The organism is Billgrantia montanilacus, from assembly GCF_003336675.1.
GTDB lineage: Bacteria > Pseudomonadota > Gammaproteobacteria > Pseudomonadales > Halomonadaceae > Halomonas > Halomonas montanilacus.
The window spans coordinates 396,290-416,979 of sequence record NZ_QPII01000002.1 but is presented as its reverse complement, the minus strand read 5'-3'; the positions used below and the strand labels follow the sequence as shown (position 1 = coordinate 416,979).

17 protein-coding genes are annotated in these 20,690 nt (G+C 64.1%); 13 read left to right on the top strand and 4 right to left on the bottom strand.

Features of this window, described 5'->3' with window-relative positions; all coding sequences use genetic code 11:
- The first annotated feature begins 3 nt into the window (after window positions 1–3).
- From DU505_RS04555 to DU505_RS04510, 10 genes are all read left to right on the top strand, one after another.
- A complete protein-coding gene (locus DU505_RS04555) occupies window positions 4–753 on the top strand; it encodes a HesA/MoeB/ThiF family protein (RefSeq protein WP_114477963.1) in 750 nt (249 codons plus the stop codon).
- Between the two features lie 10 nt (window positions 754–763).
- Entirely contained in the window at window positions 764–1,684 is a 921-nt protein-coding gene (locus DU505_RS04550; RefSeq protein ID WP_114477800.1) for a LysR family transcriptional regulator, read from the top strand.
- A 329-nt stretch (window positions 1,685–2,013) separates the two neighbouring features.
- Complete coding sequence (locus DU505_RS04545; protein WP_114477799.1) at window positions 2,014–3,306, top strand: NAD(P)/FAD-dependent oxidoreductase; 1,293 nt, start codon at window positions 2,014–2,016, stop codon at window positions 3,304–3,306.
- Between the two features lie 35 nt (window positions 3,307–3,341).
- Complete coding sequence (locus DU505_RS04540; RefSeq protein ID WP_114477798.1) at window positions 3,342–4,688, top strand: glutamine synthetase family protein; 1,347 nt, start codon at window positions 3,342–3,344, stop codon at window positions 4,686–4,688.
- Between the two features lie 86 nt (window positions 4,689–4,774).
- A complete protein-coding gene (locus DU505_RS04535; protein WP_114477962.1) occupies window positions 4,775–5,878 on the top strand; it encodes a polyamine ABC transporter substrate-binding protein in 1,104 nt (367 codons plus the stop codon).
- Between the two features lie 212 nt (window positions 5,879–6,090).
- On the top strand, window positions 6,091–7,167 hold the full coding sequence (locus DU505_RS04530; protein WP_245947767.1) for an ABC transporter ATP-binding protein: 1,077 nt from the start codon (window positions 6,091–6,093) through the stop codon (window positions 7,165–7,167).
- Between the two features lie 56 nt (window positions 7,168–7,223).
- Complete coding sequence (locus tag DU505_RS04525) at window positions 7,224–8,132, top strand: ABC transporter permease subunit (RefSeq protein WP_114477796.1); 909 nt, start codon at window positions 7,224–7,226, stop codon at window positions 8,130–8,132.
- Window positions 8,133–8,135: 3 nt separating this feature from the next.
- Window positions 8,136–8,972 (top strand): ABC transporter permease subunit, encoded by an 837-nt coding sequence (locus DU505_RS04520; protein WP_114477795.1) that lies wholly within the window; start codon window positions 8,136–8,138, stop codon window positions 8,970–8,972.
- A 22-nt stretch (window positions 8,973–8,994) separates the two neighbouring features.
- Window positions 8,995–10,287 carry an NAD(P)/FAD-dependent oxidoreductase gene (locus DU505_RS04515; protein WP_114477794.1) on the top strand — a complete coding sequence of 431 codons (1,293 nt, stop codon included), beginning with the start codon at window positions 8,995–8,997 and terminating at the stop codon, window positions 10,285–10,287.
- A gap of 205 nt (window positions 10,288–10,492) precedes the next feature.
- Window positions 10,493–11,071 carry a glycine zipper 2TM domain-containing protein gene (locus DU505_RS04510; protein WP_114477793.1) on the top strand — a complete coding sequence of 193 codons (579 nt, stop codon included), beginning with the start codon at window positions 10,493–10,495 and terminating at the stop codon, window positions 11,069–11,071.
- 85 nt (window positions 11,072–11,156) lie between these two features.
- Here DU505_RS04510 and DU505_RS04505 read toward each other — a convergent pair whose 3' ends face one another.
- Window positions 11,157–12,533, bottom strand: coding sequence for a glutamine synthetase family protein (locus DU505_RS04505; protein WP_114477792.1), 1,377 nt, complete (start codon window positions 12,531–12,533; stop codon window positions 11,157–11,159).
- A 245-nt stretch (window positions 12,534–12,778) separates the two neighbouring features.
- Between DU505_RS04505 and DU505_RS04500 the strand changes: the two genes are divergently transcribed.
- From DU505_RS04500 to DU505_RS04490, 3 genes are read left to right on the top strand one after another with little or no spacing between them, the layout of a single operon-like run.
- Window positions 12,779–13,567 carry a gamma-glutamyl-gamma-aminobutyrate hydrolase family protein gene (locus DU505_RS04500; protein WP_114477791.1) on the top strand — a complete coding sequence of 263 codons (789 nt, stop codon included), beginning with the start codon at window positions 12,779–12,781 and terminating at the stop codon, window positions 13,565–13,567.
- A 25-nt stretch (window positions 13,568–13,592) separates the two neighbouring features.
- Window positions 13,593–14,969 carry an aspartate aminotransferase family protein gene (locus DU505_RS04495; protein ID WP_114477790.1) on the top strand — a complete coding sequence of 459 codons (1,377 nt, stop codon included), beginning with the start codon at window positions 13,593–13,595 and terminating at the stop codon, window positions 14,967–14,969.
- Entirely contained in the window at window positions 14,966–16,474 is a 1,509-nt protein-coding gene (locus DU505_RS04490; RefSeq protein WP_114477789.1) for an aldehyde dehydrogenase, read from the top strand. The genes DU505_RS04495 and DU505_RS04490 overlap by 4 nt, the downstream gene beginning before the upstream one ends.
- 143 nt (window positions 16,475–16,617) lie before the next feature.
- Here the strand turns inward: DU505_RS04490 and aguA are convergent, their stop codons facing one another.
- From aguA to DU505_RS04475, 3 genes are all read right to left on the bottom strand, one after another.
- Window positions 16,618–17,742 (bottom strand): agmatine deiminase, encoded by a 1,125-nt coding sequence (gene aguA / locus DU505_RS04485; RefSeq protein WP_245947766.1) that lies wholly within the window; start codon window positions 17,740–17,742, stop codon window positions 16,618–16,620.
- Between the two features lie 8 nt (window positions 17,743–17,750).
- Window positions 17,751–19,097 (bottom strand): Na+/H+ antiporter NhaC family protein, encoded by a 1,347-nt coding sequence (locus DU505_RS04480; protein WP_114477788.1) that lies wholly within the window; start codon window positions 19,095–19,097, stop codon window positions 17,751–17,753.
- Window positions 19,098–19,164: 67 nt separating this feature from the next.
- Window positions 19,165–20,589, bottom strand: a complete 1,425-nt coding sequence (locus DU505_RS04475) for an aminotransferase (RefSeq protein WP_114477787.1) — start codon at window positions 20,587–20,589, stop codon at window positions 19,165–19,167.
- Window positions 20,590–20,690 lie beyond the last annotated feature (101 nt).

Genomic DNA, 20,690 nt, shown 5'->3' with positions numbered 1-20,690 from the left:
GTAATGGACGATGGCCAACTGCTGCGTTACAGCCGCCAGATCATGCTGGAGGCGATCGATATCGAAGGGCAGGAGCGGCTGTTGGCATCCCGGGTGCTGGTGGTGGGCGCCGGCGGTCTGGGCTCGCCGGTGGCGCTCTATCTTGCCGCCGCCGGCGTGGGACACCTTACCCTGGCCGATGCCGACAGCGTTGAGCTCTCCAACCTGCAGCGCCAGGTCGCGCACGGCATGAGCGACCTTGATCGCAACAAGGCCGAGTCGGCTCGCGAGTCGGCACTGGCGCTCAATCCCGGCTGCGATATTGCCGTGGTAACGCAGCACCTGGAGGGCGCCGCAATGGACGACGCCGTAGCCGCGGTGGATCTGGTGCTCGATTGTACCGACCGCTTTTCCAGCCGCTATGCCATCAACGCCGCCAGCCGCAAGGCGGGCAAGCCGCTGGTGTCCGGTGCGGCAATTCGCTTCTCGGGCCAGTTGGCGGTGTTCGATCCCCGTGACCCTGCAAGCCCCTGCTATGCCTGCCTTTATCCCCCCGGAGAGGGCGGCGACGAGGAGTTGCGCTGCGCCGAGAATGGCGTCGTCGCTCCCCTGGTGGGGCTGATCGGCTGCTTTCAGGCGCTGGAGGCGGTCAAGCTGCTCAGCGGTGCCGGCACCCCGCATCGGGGGCTCTCTACCTTTGATGGCATGAGCGGCCAGTGGCGGCATTTCCAGGTGCCGCGGGATCCCGCCTGTCCGGTATGCGCCTCGCGCTGAGGATTCGCTCATGGTCGACAGGTCGGGACTGAAGCTGGGCCAGGTCAGCGACTTCGATATTCGGCTGATACGCGTCTTCAAGGCCGTGGTGGAGTGCGGCGGCTTTTCCGCCGCTGAATCGACGCTTGGCATCAGCCGGCCGGCGATCAGTCAGCACATGAGCGACCTCGAGAAACGCCTGGGGCTGAAGCTGTGCCAGCGGGGACGAGGCGGTTTTTCTCTCACCGAGGAGGGGCGCCAGGTCTTCGAGGCGACCCTGACGCTGTTGTCGGCGCTGGAGACCTTTCGTACCGAAGTCAACGGGCTGCATCGCAACCTGCGTGGCGAGCTCAATATCGGCCTGACCGACAACCTGGTCAGCATGCCGCGGATGCATGTGACCGATGCCCTGGCCGACCTCAAGGCACAGGGGCCGGACGTGCGCATCAATATCCACATGGAGGCACCGGACAGTATCGCCCAAGGGGTCCTGGACGCCCGTCTGCACGTGGGCGTCGTCCCCGAGGTCAACCTGCCCGCCAGCGTCGATGCGCGGCCGCTCTATGACGAAACGTTGCGTCTCTTCTGTGCCGATCGTCACCCGCTCTTTCATCTGCGGGACGAGGCGTTGGACGAGACGGTACTGGCCGCGCATGAAGCGGTGCTGCCCGCCTACCCGCTGCCTGAGGCGGCCCGCCAAGCGCATGCCAGGCTGAGGGGTACCGCAACGGCCTCGGACCGTGAAGGCGCGGTGTTTCTCATCTTGACCGGCTGCTATATCGGCTACCTGCCCGATCATCTGGCGGAACCCTGGGTCATGGCGGGGCGCTTGCGTGCGCTCTGCCCCGAAACCTGCACCTACCTCATTCCTCTGGTGACGATCACCCGTCGGGATCGTCGCCCTCACCGGGTACTGGACGTCTTTCTGGCCTCCGTCGGTCGTCATGGCTAGCGGATCGCCGCCGCTCCGGAATCGCTCCTGGCAGCTAGGTCCAGTATGCCAGATTGATGGTGATTTCTTGACAGGCTGCCCTCTGCAGCTCCTCGTGCAATCCAGGTGTTTCTTGCCCTATATTCACTATAAGAGGCCTATATCATGCCGCGCAAGCAGGTGTTGGTGATTGCGCGTTGACGTCGTTCGTTATTGAATACTTGACAGGATCGGCGGGTTTGGTGCCAGACTGGTCGCATGGCTTGCCCGCCAAGGCGGCTCAACAAGAGGCTTGATCAACGCTCATCATGCCGGTTGGCCCCGGCCTCATCAGCGCAAGGACCGGTTTCATGGCTGTTGCCACTACGCTCGACATTCCGACATCCTACTACCGCGATACGGTGGCGGTAGGGCTGGACGCCTGTCCGCCGCTGGAAGGTGACCAGCGGGTCGATGTCTGTGTGATCGGCGGTGGGGTGACCGGCTGCTCGGCGGCATTGCATCTGGCCGAACGGGGCTACTCGGTGCGCCTGCTGGAAGCGCAGGCGATTGGCTACGGCGCCTCGGGGCGCAGCGGCGGCCAGATCCTCCCCGGCCTGGGCACCGATATCGCTACCGTGGAGCAAGCGCTGGGGCTCGAACGGGCCCGCGCCATCTGGGAAATGAGCCGTGAAGCGGTTCGGCTCACGGCGGGGCTCGTCGAACGTTACGCCATTCCCTGCGACCTGGCCTGGGGCTTCCTGCACGCTGCCGTCAAGCCACGCCACGTGCGCGAACTGCAGGCGTTTCAGGAACGCATGGCCCGCGATTACGAATATATGGACATGGCGTGGCTCGAGGGCCCGGCATTGCGTGAGCGGGTGGTGACCGACGCCTATCCCGGTGCCCTTTACGAGGGGGAGGGCGGCCACCTGCATCCGCTGAACTATACGCTGGGGCTGGCGCGTGCCGCCCAGCGTGCCGGTGTGACAATTCACGAAGAGAGTACCGTGCACAACATCCGCCAGGGGCAGCCCGCACGGGTGGAAACCGATAGCGGCAGTGTCACCGCCGACTTCGTGGTGGTGGCCGCCAATGCCTACCTGGGGGGGCTGGTGCCAGAGCTGAAGGGCCGGACGATGCGCGCCGCCAACTACATGGTGGCAACCGCCCCCCTGAGTGAAGCGCAGGCCGCCGCGGTGCTGCCACGCAACGATGCTCTGGCCGATGCCAACTTCGTGCTCGATTACTACCGGCTCTCTGCCGATCGGCGGCTGATCTATGGCGGCGAGGTGAGCTACGATGGCCGTGAGCCTCGCGGTTTGCGCGAGCGAATGGATGCCAAGATCGCACGGCTCTTTCCGGTGTTGGAGGGCGTGGCGATCGACTACCGCTGGGGTGGCGATGTGGCCATTACTCTCAACCGGGCGCCGGATTTCGGCCGCATCGGGCATAACCTTTACTACGCCCAGGGCTATTCCGGGCACGGCATGGCCCTGGCGGGCCTCGCCGGGCGGCTGATGAGCGATGCCATTGCCGACCAGAGCGAGCGATTCGATCTCTTCGCTGCCATGCCGCATCGACGTTTCCCTGGTGGCGACCGGCTGCGCACGCCGCTGCTGTTGCTGGCGACCAGCTTCTACAAACTGCGCGATCGACTATAACCATCAGCCCGAAACGGGGCGAAAATGAGGTTTTCATGAAAGATCTAGAGAGCTGGCTCAAGGAACGGCGCATCACCGAGGTGGAGTGCCTGGTCAGCGACATCACCGGGATTGCCCGAGGCAAGATCACCCCCGTTTCGAAGTTCATGGCAGAGAAGGGTATGCGCTTGCCCGAAAGCGTACTGCTGCAGACCGTGACCGGCGACTATGTCGAGGACGACCTCTACTATTCGCTGCTCGATCCTGCCGACATCGACATGGTGTGCAAACCCGACATCTCGGCCGTTTATCCGGTGCCCTGGGCGTTGGAGCCCACGGCCCAGGTGATTCACGACTGCTACGACAAGATGGGCAATCCCATCGAGCTTTCGTGCCGCAACCAGCTCAAGCGTGTGCTCGCCCTCTATGCCGAAAAGGGCTGGAAGCCGGTGGTGGCACCGGAGATGGAGTTCTATCTCACCAAGCGATGCGAAGATCCCGACCTGCCGCTGCAGCCGCCGATCGGTCGCAGTGGGCGGCAGGAGACCGGCCGGCAATCCTTCTCCATCGATGCGGCCAACGAGTTCGATCCGCTGTTCGAGGACATGTATGACTGGTGCGAGGCCCAGGGGCTGGATATCGATACCCTGATCCATGAAGAAGGGACCGCCCAGATGGAGATCAACTTCCGTCATGGTGACCCGTTGATGCTGGCCGACCAGATATTCCTCTTCAAGCGGACACTGCGGGAAGCGGCGCTCAAGCATGACGTGGCGGCCACCTTCATGGCCAAGCCGATCACCAATGAGCCGGGCAGCGCCATGCATATCCATCAGAGCGTGCTCGATGCCACCACGGGGCGCAGCGTCTTTGCCAACGACGACGGCTCCATGAGCCAGCTGTTCCTGCACCATATCGGTGGGCTGCAACGTTTCATCCCCGAGGCCTTGCCGCTGATGGCACCCAACGTCAACTCCTTCCGCCGTTTCCTGCCGGATACCTCGGCGCCGGTCAATGTCGAATGGGGGGAGGAAAACCGCACCTGCGGACTTCGCGTTCCCGACTCCACGCCACAGAACCGTCGCATCGAGAACCGACTGCCCGGCGCCGATGCCAATGCCTATCTGGCTATTGCCGCCAGTCTGCTGTGCGGTTACCTCGGCATGGAGCAGGGTCTGAACCCGTCGGCGCCGGTGCGGGGACGGGCGTTCGAGCGTCGTAACATGCGCCTGCCCTTTACCCTAGAGCAGGCGCTGGAGCGGATGGAGCACTGTGCGGAGCTGGAGCGTTATATGGGCCACCGTTTCGTGACCGGCTATGTGGCGGTAAAGCGGGTGGAGAACGAGAATTTCAAACAGGTGATCAGTTCCTGGGAAAGGGAGTTCCTGCTGCTCAGCGTATGAAGCGGTGGCGGGATGAAGGGCCCCGGCGTAGGGGATGCCGGGTATCAATGAAACCATGTGAATAACAACAGCGAAGAGGTGTGATGATGTCCCGACAAAGCAAGCTTTCCCTGGCCGTGGCTGCGGCATCCGTGGCGTTGATGACCGGTGCGGCTCATGCCGACGAAGTGCGGGTCTACAACTGGTCGGACTATATCGCCCCCGATACCCTCGAGAAGTTTACCGAGCAGACAGGTATCCGGGTGATCTACGACGTCTACGACAGCAACGAGGTGCTTGACGCCGCCATGCTCTCGGGGCGCTCCGGCTACGATGTGGTAGTGCCGTCCAACCACTACCTGACGCGGCAGGTCAGCGCCGGGGTCTATCAAGAGCTGGATCACGACAAGCTGCCCAACATGGCCAACCTCAACCCGGAGCTGATGGATGACCTGGAGTCCATCGACCCGGGCAGCCGCCACTCAATTCCCTACATGTGGGGCACCAACGGCATCGGCTACAACGTCGAGCGGGTCGAGGCGATTCTCGGCGAGGACGCGCCGGTGGACTCCTGGGCATTGATCTTCGATCCTGAAGTCACCGCCGCGCTGAACGAGGGTGGCTGCGGTATTGCCGTGCTGGACACGGGCGACGATATGCTCTCTGCTGGCATGGCCTACCTGGGCCTCTCGCCACTTTCCAGCGAGTCCGCAGATATCGAAGCGGCGGGTGATCTCATCGCCGCCGTGCGCGACAACATCACCTACTTCCACTCCTCGCGCTATATATCGGACCTGGCCAACGGCGATATCTGCGTGGCGGCCGGCTACTCCGGCGATATCTTCCAGGCCGCCGACCGTGCCGAGGAAGCCGGGCACGACTTCAGCATCGCCTACTCGATCCCCAAGGAGGGCGCGGCGCTGTGGTTCGACATGATGGCGATACCCGCCGACGCACCGAACCCCGACAACGCCCACGCCTTTATCAACTTCATCCTCGAGCCAGAGATCGCAGCCGCGATCACCGAATACGTCGTCTATGCCAACCCCAACGTGGCCGCCAACGAATTTCTCGATCCGGATATTCTCAATGATACCTCCATCTATCCCGACCAGGAGGTAATGGACAATCTCTTTGTACAGGAAGAGAAGCCCCTGGCGGTTCAGCGCGTGCGTACCCGCACCTGGAACCGGGTGAAGTCGGGTATCTGACATGACACGCCGGCCCGCCCGGGCCGGCTCCCTCCGATTGGCTGCCAGGAGACGCTGTGATGCCCCAATCCCAGCCGCATGCCACGGGCCAGGTTCGACGCGCCGAGCCTGTGTCTTCCGAATTTGATTCTGCAGGAACACTGACTTCCGGACAGCCCTCGTCGGCCCCTTCCGCCTCCGGCAGGCCGAGGCCGGCCCCCGGGGAAGCGCTGATGGAGATTCGCCGGGTCAGCAAGCGCTTCGATGGCGCCCTGGCGGTGGACGACGTTTCCCTCTCCATTCGGCGGGGGGAGATATTCGCCCTGCTGGGCGGCTCGGGGTCGGGCAAGTCGACGCTACTGCGCATGTTGGCGGGCTTCGAGAAGCCCAGCGAGGGCGAGATCATCCTGGACGGCGAGGACATCACGTCCATGCCGCCCTATGAGCGGCCGATCAACATGATGTTCCAGTCCTACGCCCTGTTCCCGCATATGAGCGTGGAGCAGAACATCGCCTTCGGTCTCAAGCAGGATCGGCTGAAGAAGGACGAAATCGCCCAGCGCGTGGCGGAAATGCTCAAGCTGGTGCACATGGAGGCGTTTGCCCGGCGCAAGCCGCACCAGCTGTCGGGGGGGCAGCGTCAGCGCGTGGCGCTGGCCCGCTCGCTGGCCAAGCGGCCCAAGTTGCTGCTGCTCGACGAGCCGATGGGAGCACTGGACAAGAAGCTGCGCACCGAGATGCAGCTGGAGGTGGTGCAGATTCTCGAACGGGTCGGCGTCACCTGCATCATGGTCACCCACGACCAGGAGGAGGCCATGACCATGGCCGACAGGGTGGCGATCATGGCGGATGGCTGGATCGCCCAGGTGGGCACCCCCATGGACGTCTATGAGAGCCCGGCGAGCCGCATGGTGGCCGAGTTCGTGGGCACTGTGAACCTCTTCGTCGGTGAGATCGTCGCCGACGAGGCCGACCACTGCATCATCGACAGCCTGGAGCTGGGCCGGCAGATCCGCATCGGCCATGGCGTGAGCACCCAGGCCGACGAGCGCAGTGTCTGGGTTGCGATTCGTCCCGAGAAGACCTGGTTGAGCCGCGAGCGCCCCGCCGGCGACTACAACTGGGCCGCCGGCACGGTAGAGGATATCGCCTACCTGGGTGGCTTCTCGGTGTACTTCGTGCGCACCGAGGGCGGACATCTGGTCAAGGCCAGCATGACCAATACCGAGCGCCGCGGCGACCGGCCGAAGTGGGACGAACCGGTCTACGTCCACTGGGACGAGTTGAGTGCCGTGATCCTCCACGACTGAGACTGCGAATTCTGACGCGCCTTGCTGCAACGAGGCCGTCTCATGGGGAGATTTCCATGTCCAATAATCTGGTTCGCCTGCGACGGCTGTTCAAGCCCCGTCGTGGCTGGGTCATCGCCGTGCCGTTGCTGTGGTTGACGCTGTTCTTCCTGTTGCCCTTTGGTATCGTGCTCAAGATCAGCCTCTCGGAGGCGGCGATCTCGATACCGCCATACAGTGCGATACTCGACTACGGTCATGAGACGCTCAATATCGTCCTCACCTTCAGCAACTACCTCTTCCTGACCACGGATACGCTCTATATCGCGGCCTATTGGGGCTCCGTGAAGATCGCCCTGCTGGCCACGGTACTTTGCCTGCTGCTGGGTTATCCCATGGCCTACGCCATGGCTCGAGCCCCCATGCGCTGGCAGCTGGTACTGCTGCTGCTGGTGATGCTGCCCTCCTGGACCTCGTTTCTGATCCGGGTCTACGCCTGGATGGGTATCCTCAGCAATAACGGGCTGATCAACAACTCGTTGATCTGGCTTGGCTGGATCGACTCGCCGATTCGCATGCTGAATACCAATTTCGCGGTGATCCTGGGTATCGTCTATGCCTACCTGCCGTTCATGGTGCTGCCGCTCTACGCCAATCTCACCCGCCTCGATGGGTCCCTGCTCGAGGCGGCATCAGATCTCGGTTCCAGCAAGCTGAACACCTTCTTCAAGGTGACACTGCCGTTGTCCATGGGCGGTATCGTGGCCGGCTCCATGCTGGTCTTCATTCCTGCCGTGGGGGAGTACGTGATACCCGAACTGCTGGGCGGCCCCAATACCGTGATGATCGGCAAGGTGCTTTGGGAAGAGTTCTTCCACAACCGCGACTGGCCGGTGGCCTCGGCGCTGGCCATGGTGATGCTGGCAATCCTGATCATTCCCATCGCCCTCTTTCACCGTTATCAATCCCGTGAACTGAAGGAGTGAGCCATGCGTAAGCCATCCTTTACCACGGTGATGCTGATCGTCGGCCTGCTGTTCCTCTATCTGCCGATGGTCATCCTGGTGGTCTACTCCTTCAACTCGTCGCGGCTGGTGACGGTATGGGCCGGTTTCTCAGGGCGCTGGTACATCGAGTTGTTCCGTGACCGGCAGATCCTGGCGGCCGTATGGACCAGCCTGCGCATCGCCTTCTTCTCGGCCTCCATGGCGGTGTGCCTGGGAACCCTGGCAGCCTTCGTGATGACGCGCTTCACGCGCTTTCGGGGCAAGACGGTGCTCTCCAGCATGGTGACGGCGCCGCTGGTCATGCCCGAGGTGATCACCGGGTTGTCGCTGTTGCTGCTCTTCGTTCACATGGCGCAGATGGTCGGCTGGCCGGCGGATCGGGGCATGGTCACCATCTGGATCGCCCACACCACTTTCTGTAGCGCCTACGTGGCGGTGGTCGTGGCGTCCAGGCTGCGCGAAGTTGACCTCTCCATCGAGGAGGCGGCCATGGATCTTGGCGCGGGGCCGGTGAAAACCTTCTTTCACATCACATTGCCGGTGATCGCGCCGGCACTGGCGGCGGGCTGGCTGCTGGCCTTCACCCTGTCGCTGGACGACCTGGTGATCGCCAGCTTCGTTTCCGGCCCCGGCGCCACGACCCTGCCCATGGTGGTGTTCTCCTCGGTGCGCCTGGGTGTCTCGCCCAAGATCAATGCGCTGGCCACATTGATCATACTGGCCGTGTCGCTGGCCACCTTCCTTGCCTGGTACTTCATGCGCCGCAATGAGGCCAAGCGGCGACAGGCGATGTTGCAGGATATGACGGCGGGACGATAATTTTTTTATGTGAGGTATCGAGATGACGAGCAGTGCCTGCAGCGAACATGTGGCGTCCTACTATGCGGCGACGGCCAACCCGTCGCCGGCGCGTCCCGCCCTTGCGGGCGACATCGAGTGTGACGTCTGCGTGGTCGGGGCGGGCTTTACCGGCATTTCCGCGGCGCTTCACCTTGCCGAGCAGGGGGTGAAGGTGGTGGTGCTGGAAGCGGCGCGAGTCGGCTTCGGCGCCTCGGGTCGCAACGGCGGGCAGATCGTCAACAGCTACAGCCGCGACATGGACGTGATCGAGGCGAAGTACGGCAGCGAGACCGCCAGGGCGCTGGGCGACATGGCCTTCGAGGGCAACCGCATCATCCGCGAACGCATCGCGCAGTATGCGATTCAGTGTGACCTGAAGGAGGGCAACCTGTTCGCCGCCTGCAACACCAGGCAAATGCAGGGGCTGGTCGAGCACAAGGTGCTCTGGGAGCGTTACGGCCACCATGAGCTGGAGCTGTTGGAAGGCCCGGCATTGAAGCGGGAGGTGAACAGTGACCGCTATGTGGGAGCACTGGTGGATCACTCCGGTGGCCACCTGCACCCGCTCAACCTGGTGCTCGGCGAGGCGGCGGCCTTCGAGGCGCTGGGTGGGGTGATCCACGAGCAGACCCCGGTACTGGAGGTGAAGCACGGCGAACCGGTCGTGCTGCGCACCCCGCAAGGCACGGTCACGGCACAGCGGGTGGTCATGGCCGGCAACGCCTATCTGCAGGGGGTGCTGCCGGAACTGGAGAACAGATCGATGCCCTGCGGCACCCAGATCATCACCACCGAGCCGTTGCCGGTGGCGCTGCGGCGTGAGCTGATACCCAACGACATGGCGGTGGAGGACTGCAACTATCTGCTCGACTACTACCGTTTCACCGGTGAGGGTCGGCTCCTCTATGGCGGGGGCGTCAACTACGGCGGCCAGGATCCGGTGGATATCGCGGCGCTGATCCGGCCCAAGCTGCTGAAGACTTTTCCCTCGCTGGCCGATGTCGGGATCGACTACGCCTGGAGCGGCAATTTCCTGATGACCCTGAATCGCCTGCCGCAGTTCGGGCGGCTCAACGGCAACGTCTTCTATGCCCAGGGCTACTCCGGCCACGGGGTGACCTGCTCCCACCTGGCCGGGCGTCTGGTTGCCGAGGTCATGAGGGGAGCGAGCGAGCGCTTCGATGCCTTCGCCGGCCTGCCGCACCTGCCCTTTCCCGGGGGGCGCCTGATGCGTGTACCCCTCTCTGCCCTCGGCGCCTGGTACTACTCGCTGCGTGATCGGCTGGGGTACTAGGCACTGTCGCCTTTTGCTGACGCCTGGTCAGAAATTGTGAAAGTGGTGCGTGGGAACATCTTTACACTTCGCGACCGCGTATACTGAGTTTCATTCCTCTGGCGGCGCAGGATGCGCCGTCCCTCATCGCATTCGCCGCATATCGCCGGAGCCGACCCTTGCACTTTGTCGGCAAGGCGCCTGTGCGCCACAGAGGAGGTGACAGATGAACAAATCAACCATCGTTGGTACGACACTGGCCGTTTTCGGTCTGGGCGGACTGGCATTTGGCGCCTGGCAGGTCCAGCAGCCCCCCGGGGAGAGCGGCCCTCAGTTTGCCGAGATCGTCGGCATGGAGCGTGTCACGCGTAGCGTCGAGATCCCTCGTGAGGTGTGCGAGGACATCGTGGTCAGTCAGGCTGCGCCGCAGCAGCCGAGCCGTGACCCCAATCGTATCGCCGGTACGGCTGCCGGGGCCGTGGTGGGTGGCCTGTTGGGCAACCAGATCGGGGGCGGCAGTGGCAAGACACTGGCCACGGTTGCCGGTGTGGTGGGCGGCGGCCTGGCGGGGCGCGAAGTGCAGGGCCGCATCGAGGCCAATCAGGCGCCCCAGACCTACACCACCACGCAGCGTCAGTGCCATACGGTAATGGATTCACACCAGGAAACCCTCGGCTACGACGTGACCTGGCGACACGGTGAAATGACCGATGTCTCGCGCCTGGATCATCGGCCCGAGGGCAACCGCGTGCTGCTCGAGGAGGGCCGGCCGCGCTGGGACCTGCCGCTGGCCAGCGACGGCTGAGGCTTGCTGCCAAGTCAGGCCCTTTCAAGCTCCTCTCGATAGCCGCTTTGGCGTAGCGCCCTGACTTCGGTCGGGGCGTTGTCGTCTAGACGTGTCTGAGGTACCACTCGTACTCGAGCTGACTCACCGCCTGCATGGCCTGTGCCCGTTCGGCCCGGCGGTTGGCCACGAAGACGCGGATAAAGTCGTAGCCCAGGGCCTCGCCCAACACCTCGTCCTCCTCCAGCAGGTCCAGGGCCTGCTGCCAGCTGTTGGTCAGGCTGTCTTCCACCTGTTCATAGGCGTTGCCGTTGATCGCTGGCGGTGGGGTCAGCTCCCTGCTCAGGCCGTCATGGAGGGAAGCCAGCAGGGTGGCCAGCAGCAGGTATGGGTTGACGTCGGCGCCGGCCACCCGGTGCTCGATGCGTCGCGCCGCCCGCGGCCCGGAGGGAACGCGCAGAGCCACCGAGCGGTTGTCGAAGCCCCAGGTAGGGGCCATGGGCACATAGAGCCCCGGTTGCAGTCGGCGGTAGGAGTTGAGGTTGGGGGCAAAGAGCGCCATGGAGCTGGGCATGTGCTCCAGCAGGCCGGCCACCGCCTGGTTGAGGAGGGCGCTACCGAGCACTTCCTCGTGCGGCTCGCTAAAGACGTTATTGCCCTCGGTGTCCAGTAGGCTGATATGCACATGGGTGCCATTCCCGGCTTCCAGGCCATAGGGCTTGGCCATGAAGGTGGCCTCGAAGCCGTGGGTCAGCGCCACGCCCTTGATCAGCCGCTTGAGTAGCACGGCGCTGTCGCAGGCCCGAAGGGCATCGTCGCAGTGCACCAGGTTGATCTCGAACTGGCCCGGTGCGCACTCCTTGAGTGCGGTATCCAGCGGCAGGTCCTGGACCCGGGCCGCGGCCTGGATGTCGTCGAGGAAGTCGGCGTACTCGTCGAGCTCCTGGATCGAGTAGAGCTGGCTCTGGGTGGCGCGCTCGCCGCTGCGGGGTGAGCAGGGCGGCTGGATTGCGCCTGAAGGCTTTCGCGCCTGGTCCACCAGGTAGAACTCCAGCTCCAGCGCCACCACCGGGGTCAGGCCCATGGCGGTCAGGCGCTGCAATACCTGGGTGAGAACCTGACGGGGATCGGCGAAGAAGGGCGACTCGTCGAGTTCCACCATGGTCATCAGCAGCTGACCATGGCGGCCGCCGCGCAGCCATGGCACTGGCATCAGGCTGCCGGGAATCGGCCGACAGAGGCGATCGCCGTCACCGGTGGCCAGACCCAGGCCGGTTTCCTCGATGGTATTGCCGTTGATATCCAGGGCGAAGACAGAGGCAGGAAGGGCGATGCCGCTGCTGTAAGCCTTGGCCAGGTTGTCCCGGGGGATGCGCTTGCCGCGGATGACGCCATTGAGGTCGCTGATCAGCAGGTCGAAGCTGTCGATCTCCGGGTGGCGGTCGAGAAAGACCTGGACGTCATCGGTGGGGGTGGAAGACATGGCGCTCACCTATCGGGCTTATGGTCGTTGTTGATGACCTTTATCCTTTCTCGGTGGGTGCGTGTTGTCAAATCCTTTACGATTTTACGATATAATGCTTGTCGGTATTAGACTTATTTCATTAATAAACAGTTATTTGATTGGTTTTGTCTGGATTTATCAGTGAGGTTCTTGGAAAGATAAATCAACAGCGGTATGTTGAATAAACCATAACAACACCTTAGCGACCCCGCGAGGAGCCAGCCATGACGACACGACCCCTGGTGGGTGTGATTGCCTGCCGCCGAGAGGTGGAGGGGCACGCCGCCCAGATGGTGACCGTGAAATACCTGGGCGCCCTCCGTGAGTATGGGCTGAACCCCGTTATCCTGCCGGTGTGGAGCGATCAGGAGAATGACCACGAGGCGGCCCGCGAGCTGCTCTCCCGGGTCGATGGGCTGGTGCTGACCGGCAGCTACTCCAATGTGGAGGCCCATCGCTATGGCGCCAAGCGCGCGCCCCAGAATACCCGGGACGATCGGGATCGCGACGCCGCCGCCCTGACCTGGATCCACGAGGCCCTGGACCTGGCACTGCCGCTATTCGGCATCTGCCGCGGTTTTCAGGAACTCAATGTGGCCTTCGGTGGCAGCCTGCATCAGGCGGTACAGGCGGTGCCCGGGATGCTCGATCACCGCGAGCCCGGCGGCACCGACAAGGCGGCCCAGTATGCACCGGCGCATGAACTGGATATCCGCGCCGACGGTGCCTTGGCGCGCCTGTTCGGTGATACCCGCACGCGGGTCAACTCCTTGCATCAGCAGGGCATTAAGCGCCTGGGCGAGGGGCTGGTGGCCGAGGCCTGGGCCCCGGACGGCCTGATCGAGGCGGTATCGGTGGCGAATGCCGCCTCCTTCGCCCTGGCGGTGCAGTGGCACCCGGAGTGGCAGCCTTGCGAGCATGCCCTCCACGACGCCCTGTTCCGCGGCTTCGCCGAGGCCTGCCGTGCCCACCGGGGCGCTGTTCACCCTCCATCCACCACCCAGCTGGCCTGAGTGCCCCTTTCTGGAGACGTTACCCATGAAGACTCGTGACTATCAGGTGCTGGACCGCGCCCACCATCTGCACCCTTTTACCGATTTCAAGGCGCTGGGTGAGGAAGGCAGCCGCATCATCGAGCGCGCCGAGGGCGTCTATATCCATGACAGCGAGGGTAACTGCATCCTCGACGGTATGGCCGGCCTGTGGTGCGTCAACCTGGGCTATGGACGCCACGAACTGGTCGAAGCCGCCACCGCGCAGCTCGAGCGACTGCCCTACTACAACAACTTCTTCAAGACCACCCACCCGCCGGCGGTGAAGCTGGCCGAAAAACTGGTGCAGTTGGCGCCGGAGCACATCAACCACGTCTTCTTCGTCGGATCGGGGTCCGAGGCCAACGATACTGTGCTGCGCATGGTGCGACGCTACTGGGCCTTGAAGGGCCGGCCGCAGAAGCAGTGGATCATCGGCCGCGAGAACGGCTACCACGGCTCCACCCTGGCTGGCATGAGTCTCGGCGGCATGGACGTCATGCATGGTCAGGGCGGCCCCTGCGTGCCGAACATCGCCCATATCCGCCAGCCCTACTGGTTCGGCGAGGGGCGCGACATGAGTCCCGAGAGCTTCGGTCGCGAGTGCGCCGCGGCCCTGGAGGCGAAGATTCAGGAGCTCGGCGAGGAGAACGTCGCCGCCTTTATCGCCGAGCCTGTTCAGGGCGCCGGTGGCGCCATCATGCCGCCGGAAAGCTACTGGCCGGCGGTCAAGGAGGTGCTGGCCAGGTACGATATCCTGCTGGTGGCCGACGAGGTGATCTGTGGCTTCGGGCGCCTGGGGGAGTGGTTCGGCAGCATCCACTACGACCTCAAGCCGGACCTGATGCCCATCGCCAAGGGACTCTCTTCCGGCTACCTGCCCATCGGCGGTGTGCTGGTGGGGGATCGGGTGGCGGATACCTTGATCGAGGAGGGCGGCGAGTTCTTTCACGGCTTTACCTATTCGGGACACCCCGCCTGTGCCGCCGTGGCGCTGAAGAACCTGGAGCTGATCGAGGCCGAGGGCGTGGTGGACCGGGTCCGCGACGATCTGGGGCCCTACCTGGCCAGGCGCTGGGGCGAGCTGGTCGAGCATCCGCTGGTGGGCGAGGCGCGCTCTCTCGGCCTGATGGGGGCCCTTGAGCTGGTCGACCCCGAGACCGGCGAGCGCTTCGACAAGGTACTCGGCGTCGGCAACCTGTGCCGAGACTTCAGCTTCGCTGGCGGTCTGGTGATGCGCTCGGTGGGTGATACCATGATCATCTCGCCCCCGCTGGTGATCACCCACAACGAAATCGACGAGCTGGTGACCAAGGCCCGGGCCGCCCTTGACGCCACCCTGGCCGATCTTTGCCAACCCGCTACCGAGGAGTCCATCGCATGAGCCAATCCACGAATGAGTCGCCGCGGACCCGTGACGACTGGCACACCCTGGCGGGCTCCCTGTCCCTGGAGACCCGCGCTTTCATCGACGATGTCTTCGTCGATGCCGTGAGCGGCGAGACCTTCACCACCGTCAACCCAGCCACCGGCGAGGTGCTCGCGGAGGTGGCGAGCTGCGATGCAGCCGATGCCGAGGCGGCCGTGACCTCGGCCCGGGCGGCCTTCGCCCGCGGCGGCTGGGCGCGCCTCGCGCCGGCCAAGCGCAAGAAGGCGCTGCAGCGCCTGGCCGACCTGATGGAGGCTAACAAGCACGAACTGGCGCTGCTCGATACCCTGGACATGGGCAAGCCGGTTTCGAGCTCGCTGGGCGACATGGCCGGTGCCATCGCCTGCATCCGCTACCAGGCCGAGTGCATCGACAAGCTCTATGGCGAGGTGGCGCCCACCGGCGAGGACGCCCTGGCACTGGTGCTGCGCGAGCCCCTGGGGGTGGTGGCGGCCATCGTGCCGTGGAATTTCCCGCTGATGATGACCGCCTGGAAGATCGCCCCGGCGCTGGCCGCCGGCAACAGCGTGATCCTGAAGCCTTCGGAGAAGTCGCCGCTTTCCGCGCTGCGGCTGGCGCAACTGGCCCGCGAGGCAGGAATTCCGACGGGAGTGTTTCAGGTGCTGCCGGGGTTCGGCCATACCGTGGGCAAGGCGCTGGCGCTCTCCATGGAGGTCGACTGCCTGACCTTCACCGGTTCCACGGCGGTGGGGAAGCTACTGATGCAGTACGCTGGTGAGTCCAACCTCAAGCGGGTCTACCTGGAGTGCGGCGGCAAGTCGCCCAACATCGTATTTGCCGACTGCAAGGATCTCGACAAGGTGGCGAGCCACGCCGCCGCAGCCATTTTTCACAACCAGGGCGAAGTGTGCATCGCCGGCTCCCGGCTGCTGGTGGAAAACAGCATCCGCGAGGAATTCGTCGAGCGAGTCTTGAAGGCGGCGGAGACCATGCAGCCCGGCGACCCGTTAGACCCCGAGAGTTTCATGGGCGCCATCGTTGACGAGACCCAGCATCGCCGAATCCTCGACTACATCCGCCAGGGCGTGGAAGAGGGCGCACGGCTGCGCACCGGCGGCCAGGCGATCGACGGCCCGGGGCTGTTCATTCCGCCCACGGTGTTCGACGGCGTAACGCCGGCCATGACCATCGGCCGTGAAGAGGTCTTCGGCCCGGTGCTCGCGGTGTTCGGCTTCGACAGCGAGGAGGAGGCCATCACCATGGCAAACGACAGCGTCTACGGCCTGGCCGCGGGGCTGTGGAGCCAGGACATCGACCGCATCATGCGCGTGACCCGGCGGCTGCAGTCGGGCCAGGTGTTCGTCAACAACTGGGCGGGGGGCGACCAGACCACCCCCTTCGGCGGCGTCAAGCAGTCGGGTAACGGTCGCGACAAGTCGCTGCATGCGCAGCAGGAGTACTCCGAGCTCAAGAGCGTCTGGATCAGCCTCGCCCCCTGAGCGAGCCACTCTGTAGGGACTTTTACAGCGACGAGGCCGGCCCCATGGGGCCGGCCTCGCAGTTTCTGGGAACTGCCGCGAAGCTGATCAACCGCCTCTGGCAGCATCACCTCGCAGGAACCGAAGGCCGACAAGCTGTCGCCTCAGCGCGACGGGCCCAGGCGGGGCTGCTGCTGGGTGATGCAGTGGATATTGCCGCCGCCGAGCAGGATCTCACGGGCCGGGACACCGACCACTCGCCTGTCGGGGAACAGTTCCTGAAGAATGGCGTAAGCCTGCTCGTCGCAGGTCGGGTCCAGCAGGGGCATGACCACCACGGAGTTGCCGATATAGAAATTGACGTAGGAGCCTGCCATGCGATCCCCGGGACGGCGCGGGTGGGAACTATCGAGGCGATCGAGGCCGCTGGCCTCATCCTCTTCGATGTACAGCGGATCGGGCTGGGGAAGCTTGTGAACGCATAGCTCACGGCCCCTGGCATCGAACGTCGATTCCAGTACGGCCAAGGCTTCCCGGCAGATGGCGTGCTGGGGATCGTCCTCGTCATCGGACCAGGTCAGCACAACCTCTCCGGGGGCGACGAAGCAGCACAGGTTATCCACGTGCCCATCGGTTTCGTCCAGGTGGCAGCCCCGGGGCAGCCAGATGACTTTCTCGACGCCGAGGTAGTCGCGGAGCAGCTGTTCCATTTCCTCGCGGTTCAAGCCGGGGTTGCGGTTGGGGTTGAGCAGGCACTCCTCGGTGGTGATCAGGGTGCCTTCACCGTCGACGTGCAGCGCCCCGCCCTCCAGCACCACCGGGGCAGTGAAGCGCGGGATGCCGAGCATTTCGGCGATCTTGGTGCGGATGCGCTTGTCCTTGTCCCAGGGGAAATAGAGCCCGCCGTCGAGGCCGCCCCAGGCGTTGAACTCCCAGTCGACCATGGCCAGGCGGCCATCGGGGTGGGTCAGGAAGGTGGGGCCCACGTCGCGCATCCAGGCGTCGTTGCTGGAGAGCTCCACCACGCGAACCTCGGGCGGCAACTGGTGGCGGGCATTCTCGTACTGCTCGTCGTTGACCCCGACGTAGACGGTTTCGCTCTCGGCGATGGCCGTGGCGACCTCCACGAAGGCCTGCTGGGCCGGCTTGGCCCCGAAGCGCCAGGTGTCGGGGCGCTGGGGCCAGAGCATCCAGCAGGCATCGTGGGGGGCGAACTCGGCTGGCATGGCGAAGCCCTGGGCCCGGGGCGTCGGTTCGGCGGTCGGAATGTCGAACATTGGCTCGTTCATGATTGGTCTCACAGGTGGCCAACTATCAGGAAGATGCCGGCGGCGATACCGGCGGCGATCAGCACATAGGGCAACTGGGTCAGGGCATGGGCCATGGGTGTGCACCCGCTGCCCTGGGCGGAGAGCACCGTGGAGTCGCCGTAGAAGCAGGCGTGGCTGCCGAAGGCACTGGCGGAGATCAGGGCGCCGATCACCAGCGGCATATGGCTGTCCATGCTCGCCGCCAGCGGCAGCACGATGGGTATGGCCACGGCGAACAACCCCCAGAAAGAGCCGGTGGCGAATGCCAGGAAGGCCATGGTGACGAAGACCACCGCCGGCAGCATGCCCGGGGTCATCAGTGGCTGGACGGTGGCGATCACATAGTCGGTGAGCCCCAGCACGTCGTTGACCTCCTTGAGGGCGAAGCCGGCCACCAGGGTACCCAACGGCATGATCATGGCCTTGAAGCCATCAAGGGCCGTGTCGAAAGTGTCGTGGAAGCTCAACAGCCGCTGGCTGAAGATCAGCACCAGGGTCACGGTCAGCGCCACGATGACGCCGCGCAGGATGTCGATCTCGAAGTGCCAGGTGAAGAAGATCAGGGTGGCGATGGGCAGCAGGAAATTGAGCAGGTGCGGGCGTTTCTTGCCGGTGTCCTCGACTTCCAGGGCATTGTCGTCGATGCCGGCTGGCATCAGCTGGCCGGCGGCGGCACGTGCCTCGGCGCCCCTCATGGGACCGAGGTCGGGAATCCAGCCCATGGCCACCAGGGGCACCACGGCGGCGGCCACCCAGGCGTAGAACATATAGGGAATGGCCTCGATATAGAGGCCCATGCCGTTGCCGGCCACATTGTTCTCCTCCAGCAGGCCGGCGAAGAACACCGCCCAGGTGGAGAAGGGCACCAGGATGCAGATCGGCGCCGCAGTGGAGTCGACGATATAGGCGAGCTTCTCCCGGGAGACCTGGAAGCGGTCGGTGATCTTCTTCATCGAAGCGCTGATGGTCAGCGCATTGAGGTAGTCGTCGACGAAGATAACGAGGCCGAGTAGCCAGGTGGCAAGCAGGCTCTGGCGGCGGCTATGGATACGACGGGTAACTGCGTCGCCGAAGCTGAGCACGCCACCGGTCTTGACCAGCAGGGCGATCAGGCTGCCGAACAGGCCGCAGACCAGGATGATCCAGGTGACGGTATCGTTGCCAAGCACCGTCAGCAGAATGTCCGAACCCTGCGATACCACTGTGGCGGGTTCGATCATGAGTAGTCCAACCACCGCCCCTGCCAGCAGGGACTCGATGGTTCGGCGGGTAACGATGGCCATGCCCAGCACTACGGCGGTGGGGAACAGACTCCAGGGGCCAAAGGTTTCCATACAAGACTCTCTTTTATCGTTATGGTTGTTGGTTCATGCGGGGGCCGGATAACTGGCCCCGGGGCGCTTACAGGTAGCCATCGGCCTTGAGTGAAACCGTGGTGGCGGCGAAGGCCTCATCGAGGATCGCCACCACGCGATCCACCACCTCGCGGTCCCAGATCAGCGGCGGCGAGAGGATATTGAGGTGACCCACCGGGCGAATGATCAGGCCGCGTTTCTGGGCTTCGGCGGCAACCCGGTCGCCGACTCGCGCTTCTACCGGAAGCAGCTTCTTGGTGGCCTTGTCGGCGACGTTCTCGATGGCCAGCATGAAATGGCTGCCGCGCACGTCACCGACAGTCTCGTGATCCGCCAGAGTCTTGAGCTTCTGCGCCAGGTAGGGGCCCACCTCGCGGACGTTCTCGCAGATCGCCTCGCGCTCGATGATCTCGATGTTCTTGAGTGCCGCGGCACAGCTGACCGGGTGGCCAGAGTAGGTGAAGCCAGTGCTCAGCACGCCGCCCTTGCGCTGAGGTGTGCCCAGCACCTTGTAGATCTCGTCGGAGATCAGGGTGGCACCGAGGGGGGCGTAGCCGGAGGAGAGTCCCTTGGCGCAGTTGATGATGTCCGGCTGGGTATCGAAGACCGCCTCGGAGGCGAAGAAGTGGCCCAGGCGGCCGAAGCCGGTAACGACTTCGTCGGCGATAAAGAGGATGTCGTTGGCGCGGCATACCGTCTGCATGCGGGCATGGTAGCCCTGGGGGGGCATCAGCACGCCACCCGCGCCCATGATCGGCTCGGCGATAAAGGCGGCGATATTCTCGGCACCGATCTCGACGATGGTCTCCTCGAGCTCGGCCACCAGATGATCGCAGTAGTCCGCCTCGCTCATGCCCTCGGGGCGGCGGTAGAGGTTGGCCTCGCTCAGATGGGTGACCAGGTGATCGAGGGTGTCGAAGTCCCAGTTGTTGCTCTCGATGCCGGTCAGGCTGGCGGCCAGGTAGGTGGTGCCATGATAGGCGTTGCGGCGTGACAGGATACGCTTCTTGCTCGGCTTGCCCAGGCGGTTGAAGTAGTAGTGCACCAGGCGGATGGTGGCGTCGTTGGCTGCCGAGCCGCCGCAACTGAAGAAGACGTGGTTGAGGTTTGCCGGTGCCAGCTCGGCGAGCTTGGCGGCCAGCTCCGCCGCCGGGGCGTTCGACAGGTTGTTGAAGGTGGAGAAATAGGCCATGCGGGTCGCCTGTTCGGCCATGGCCTGGCCAATCTCGGCACGCCCGTGGCCCACATTGACGCACCACAGGCCGGCAATGCCATCGATGAAGCGGTTGCCGTGAGCATCCTCGACATAGATGCCGTCGCTGTCGACGATAAGATCGCAGCCTTTCTCATGGAACAGGCTGAAATCGGTGAAGGGATGGATAAAGTGATCCTTGTCCTTCTGCCAAAGCGTGCGGCGATCGTAGCGTAGTGACGAAGGGGTGTTGCCAGCGGTTCGATGGGTCGTTGTCATGGTTGGCTCCTCACAAGTGACAGAGCCAGCCTACGAAGATGTGCCCCGTCGTCGGTATATCCTGATTGGGGTATATCGCCGCTGCGACCTTCCCGCCTAGG

Bases quoted from the DNA above. Each gene is read 5' to 3' on its own strand.
- DU505_RS04515 (WP_114477794.1), top strand. From the start codon at position 8,995: ATGACGAGCAGTGCCTGCAGCGAACATGTGGCGTCCTACTATGCGGCG.
- DU505_RS04550 (WP_114477800.1), top strand. From the start codon at position 764: ATGGTCGACAGGTCGGGACTGAAGCTGGGCCAGGTCAGCGACTTCGAT.
- DU505_RS04510 (WP_114477793.1), top strand. From the start codon at position 10,493: ATGAACAAATCAACCATCGTTGGTACGACACTGGCCGTTTTCGGTCTG.
- DU505_RS04530 (WP_245947767.1), top strand. From the start codon at position 6,091: ATGGAGATTCGCCGGGTCAGCAAGCGCTTCGATGGCGCCCTGGCGGTG.
- DU505_RS04500 (WP_114477791.1), top strand. From the start codon at position 12,779: ATGACGACACGACCCCTGGTGGGTGTGATTGCCTGCCGCCGAGAGGTG.
- DU505_RS04545 (WP_114477799.1), top strand. From the start codon at position 2,014: ATGGCTGTTGCCACTACGCTCGACATTCCGACATCCTACTACCGCGAT.
- DU505_RS04525 (WP_114477796.1), top strand. From the start codon at position 7,224: ATGTCCAATAATCTGGTTCGCCTGCGACGGCTGTTCAAGCCCCGTCGT.
- DU505_RS04535 (WP_114477962.1), top strand. From the start codon at position 4,775: ATGTCCCGACAAAGCAAGCTTTCCCTGGCCGTGGCTGCGGCATCCGTG.
- DU505_RS04540 (WP_114477798.1), top strand. From the start codon at position 3,342: ATGAAAGATCTAGAGAGCTGGCTCAAGGAACGGCGCATCACCGAGGTG.
- DU505_RS04520 (WP_114477795.1), top strand. From the start codon at position 8,136: ATGCGTAAGCCATCCTTTACCACGGTGATGCTGATCGTCGGCCTGCTG.
- DU505_RS04495 (WP_114477790.1), top strand. From the start codon at position 13,593: ATGAAGACTCGTGACTATCAGGTGCTGGACCGCGCCCACCATCTGCAC.
- DU505_RS04475 (WP_114477787.1), bottom strand. From the start codon at position 20,589: ATGACAACGACCCATCGAACCGCTGGCAACACCCCTTCGTCACTACGC.
- DU505_RS04480 (WP_114477788.1), bottom strand. From the start codon at position 19,097: ATGGAAACCTTTGGCCCCTGGAGTCTGTTCCCCACCGCCGTAGTGCTG.
- DU505_RS04555 (WP_114477963.1), top strand. From the start codon at position 4: ATGGACGATGGCCAACTGCTGCGTTACAGCCGCCAGATCATGCTGGAG.
- DU505_RS04490 (WP_114477789.1), top strand. From the start codon at position 14,966: ATGAGCCAATCCACGAATGAGTCGCCGCGGACCCGTGACGACTGGCAC.
- aguA (WP_245947766.1), bottom strand. From the start codon at position 17,742: ATGAACGAGCCAATGTTCGACATTCCGACCGCCGAACCGACGCCCCGG.
- DU505_RS04505 (WP_114477792.1), bottom strand. From the start codon at position 12,533: ATGTCTTCCACCCCCACCGATGACGTCCAGGTCTTTCTCGACCGCCAC.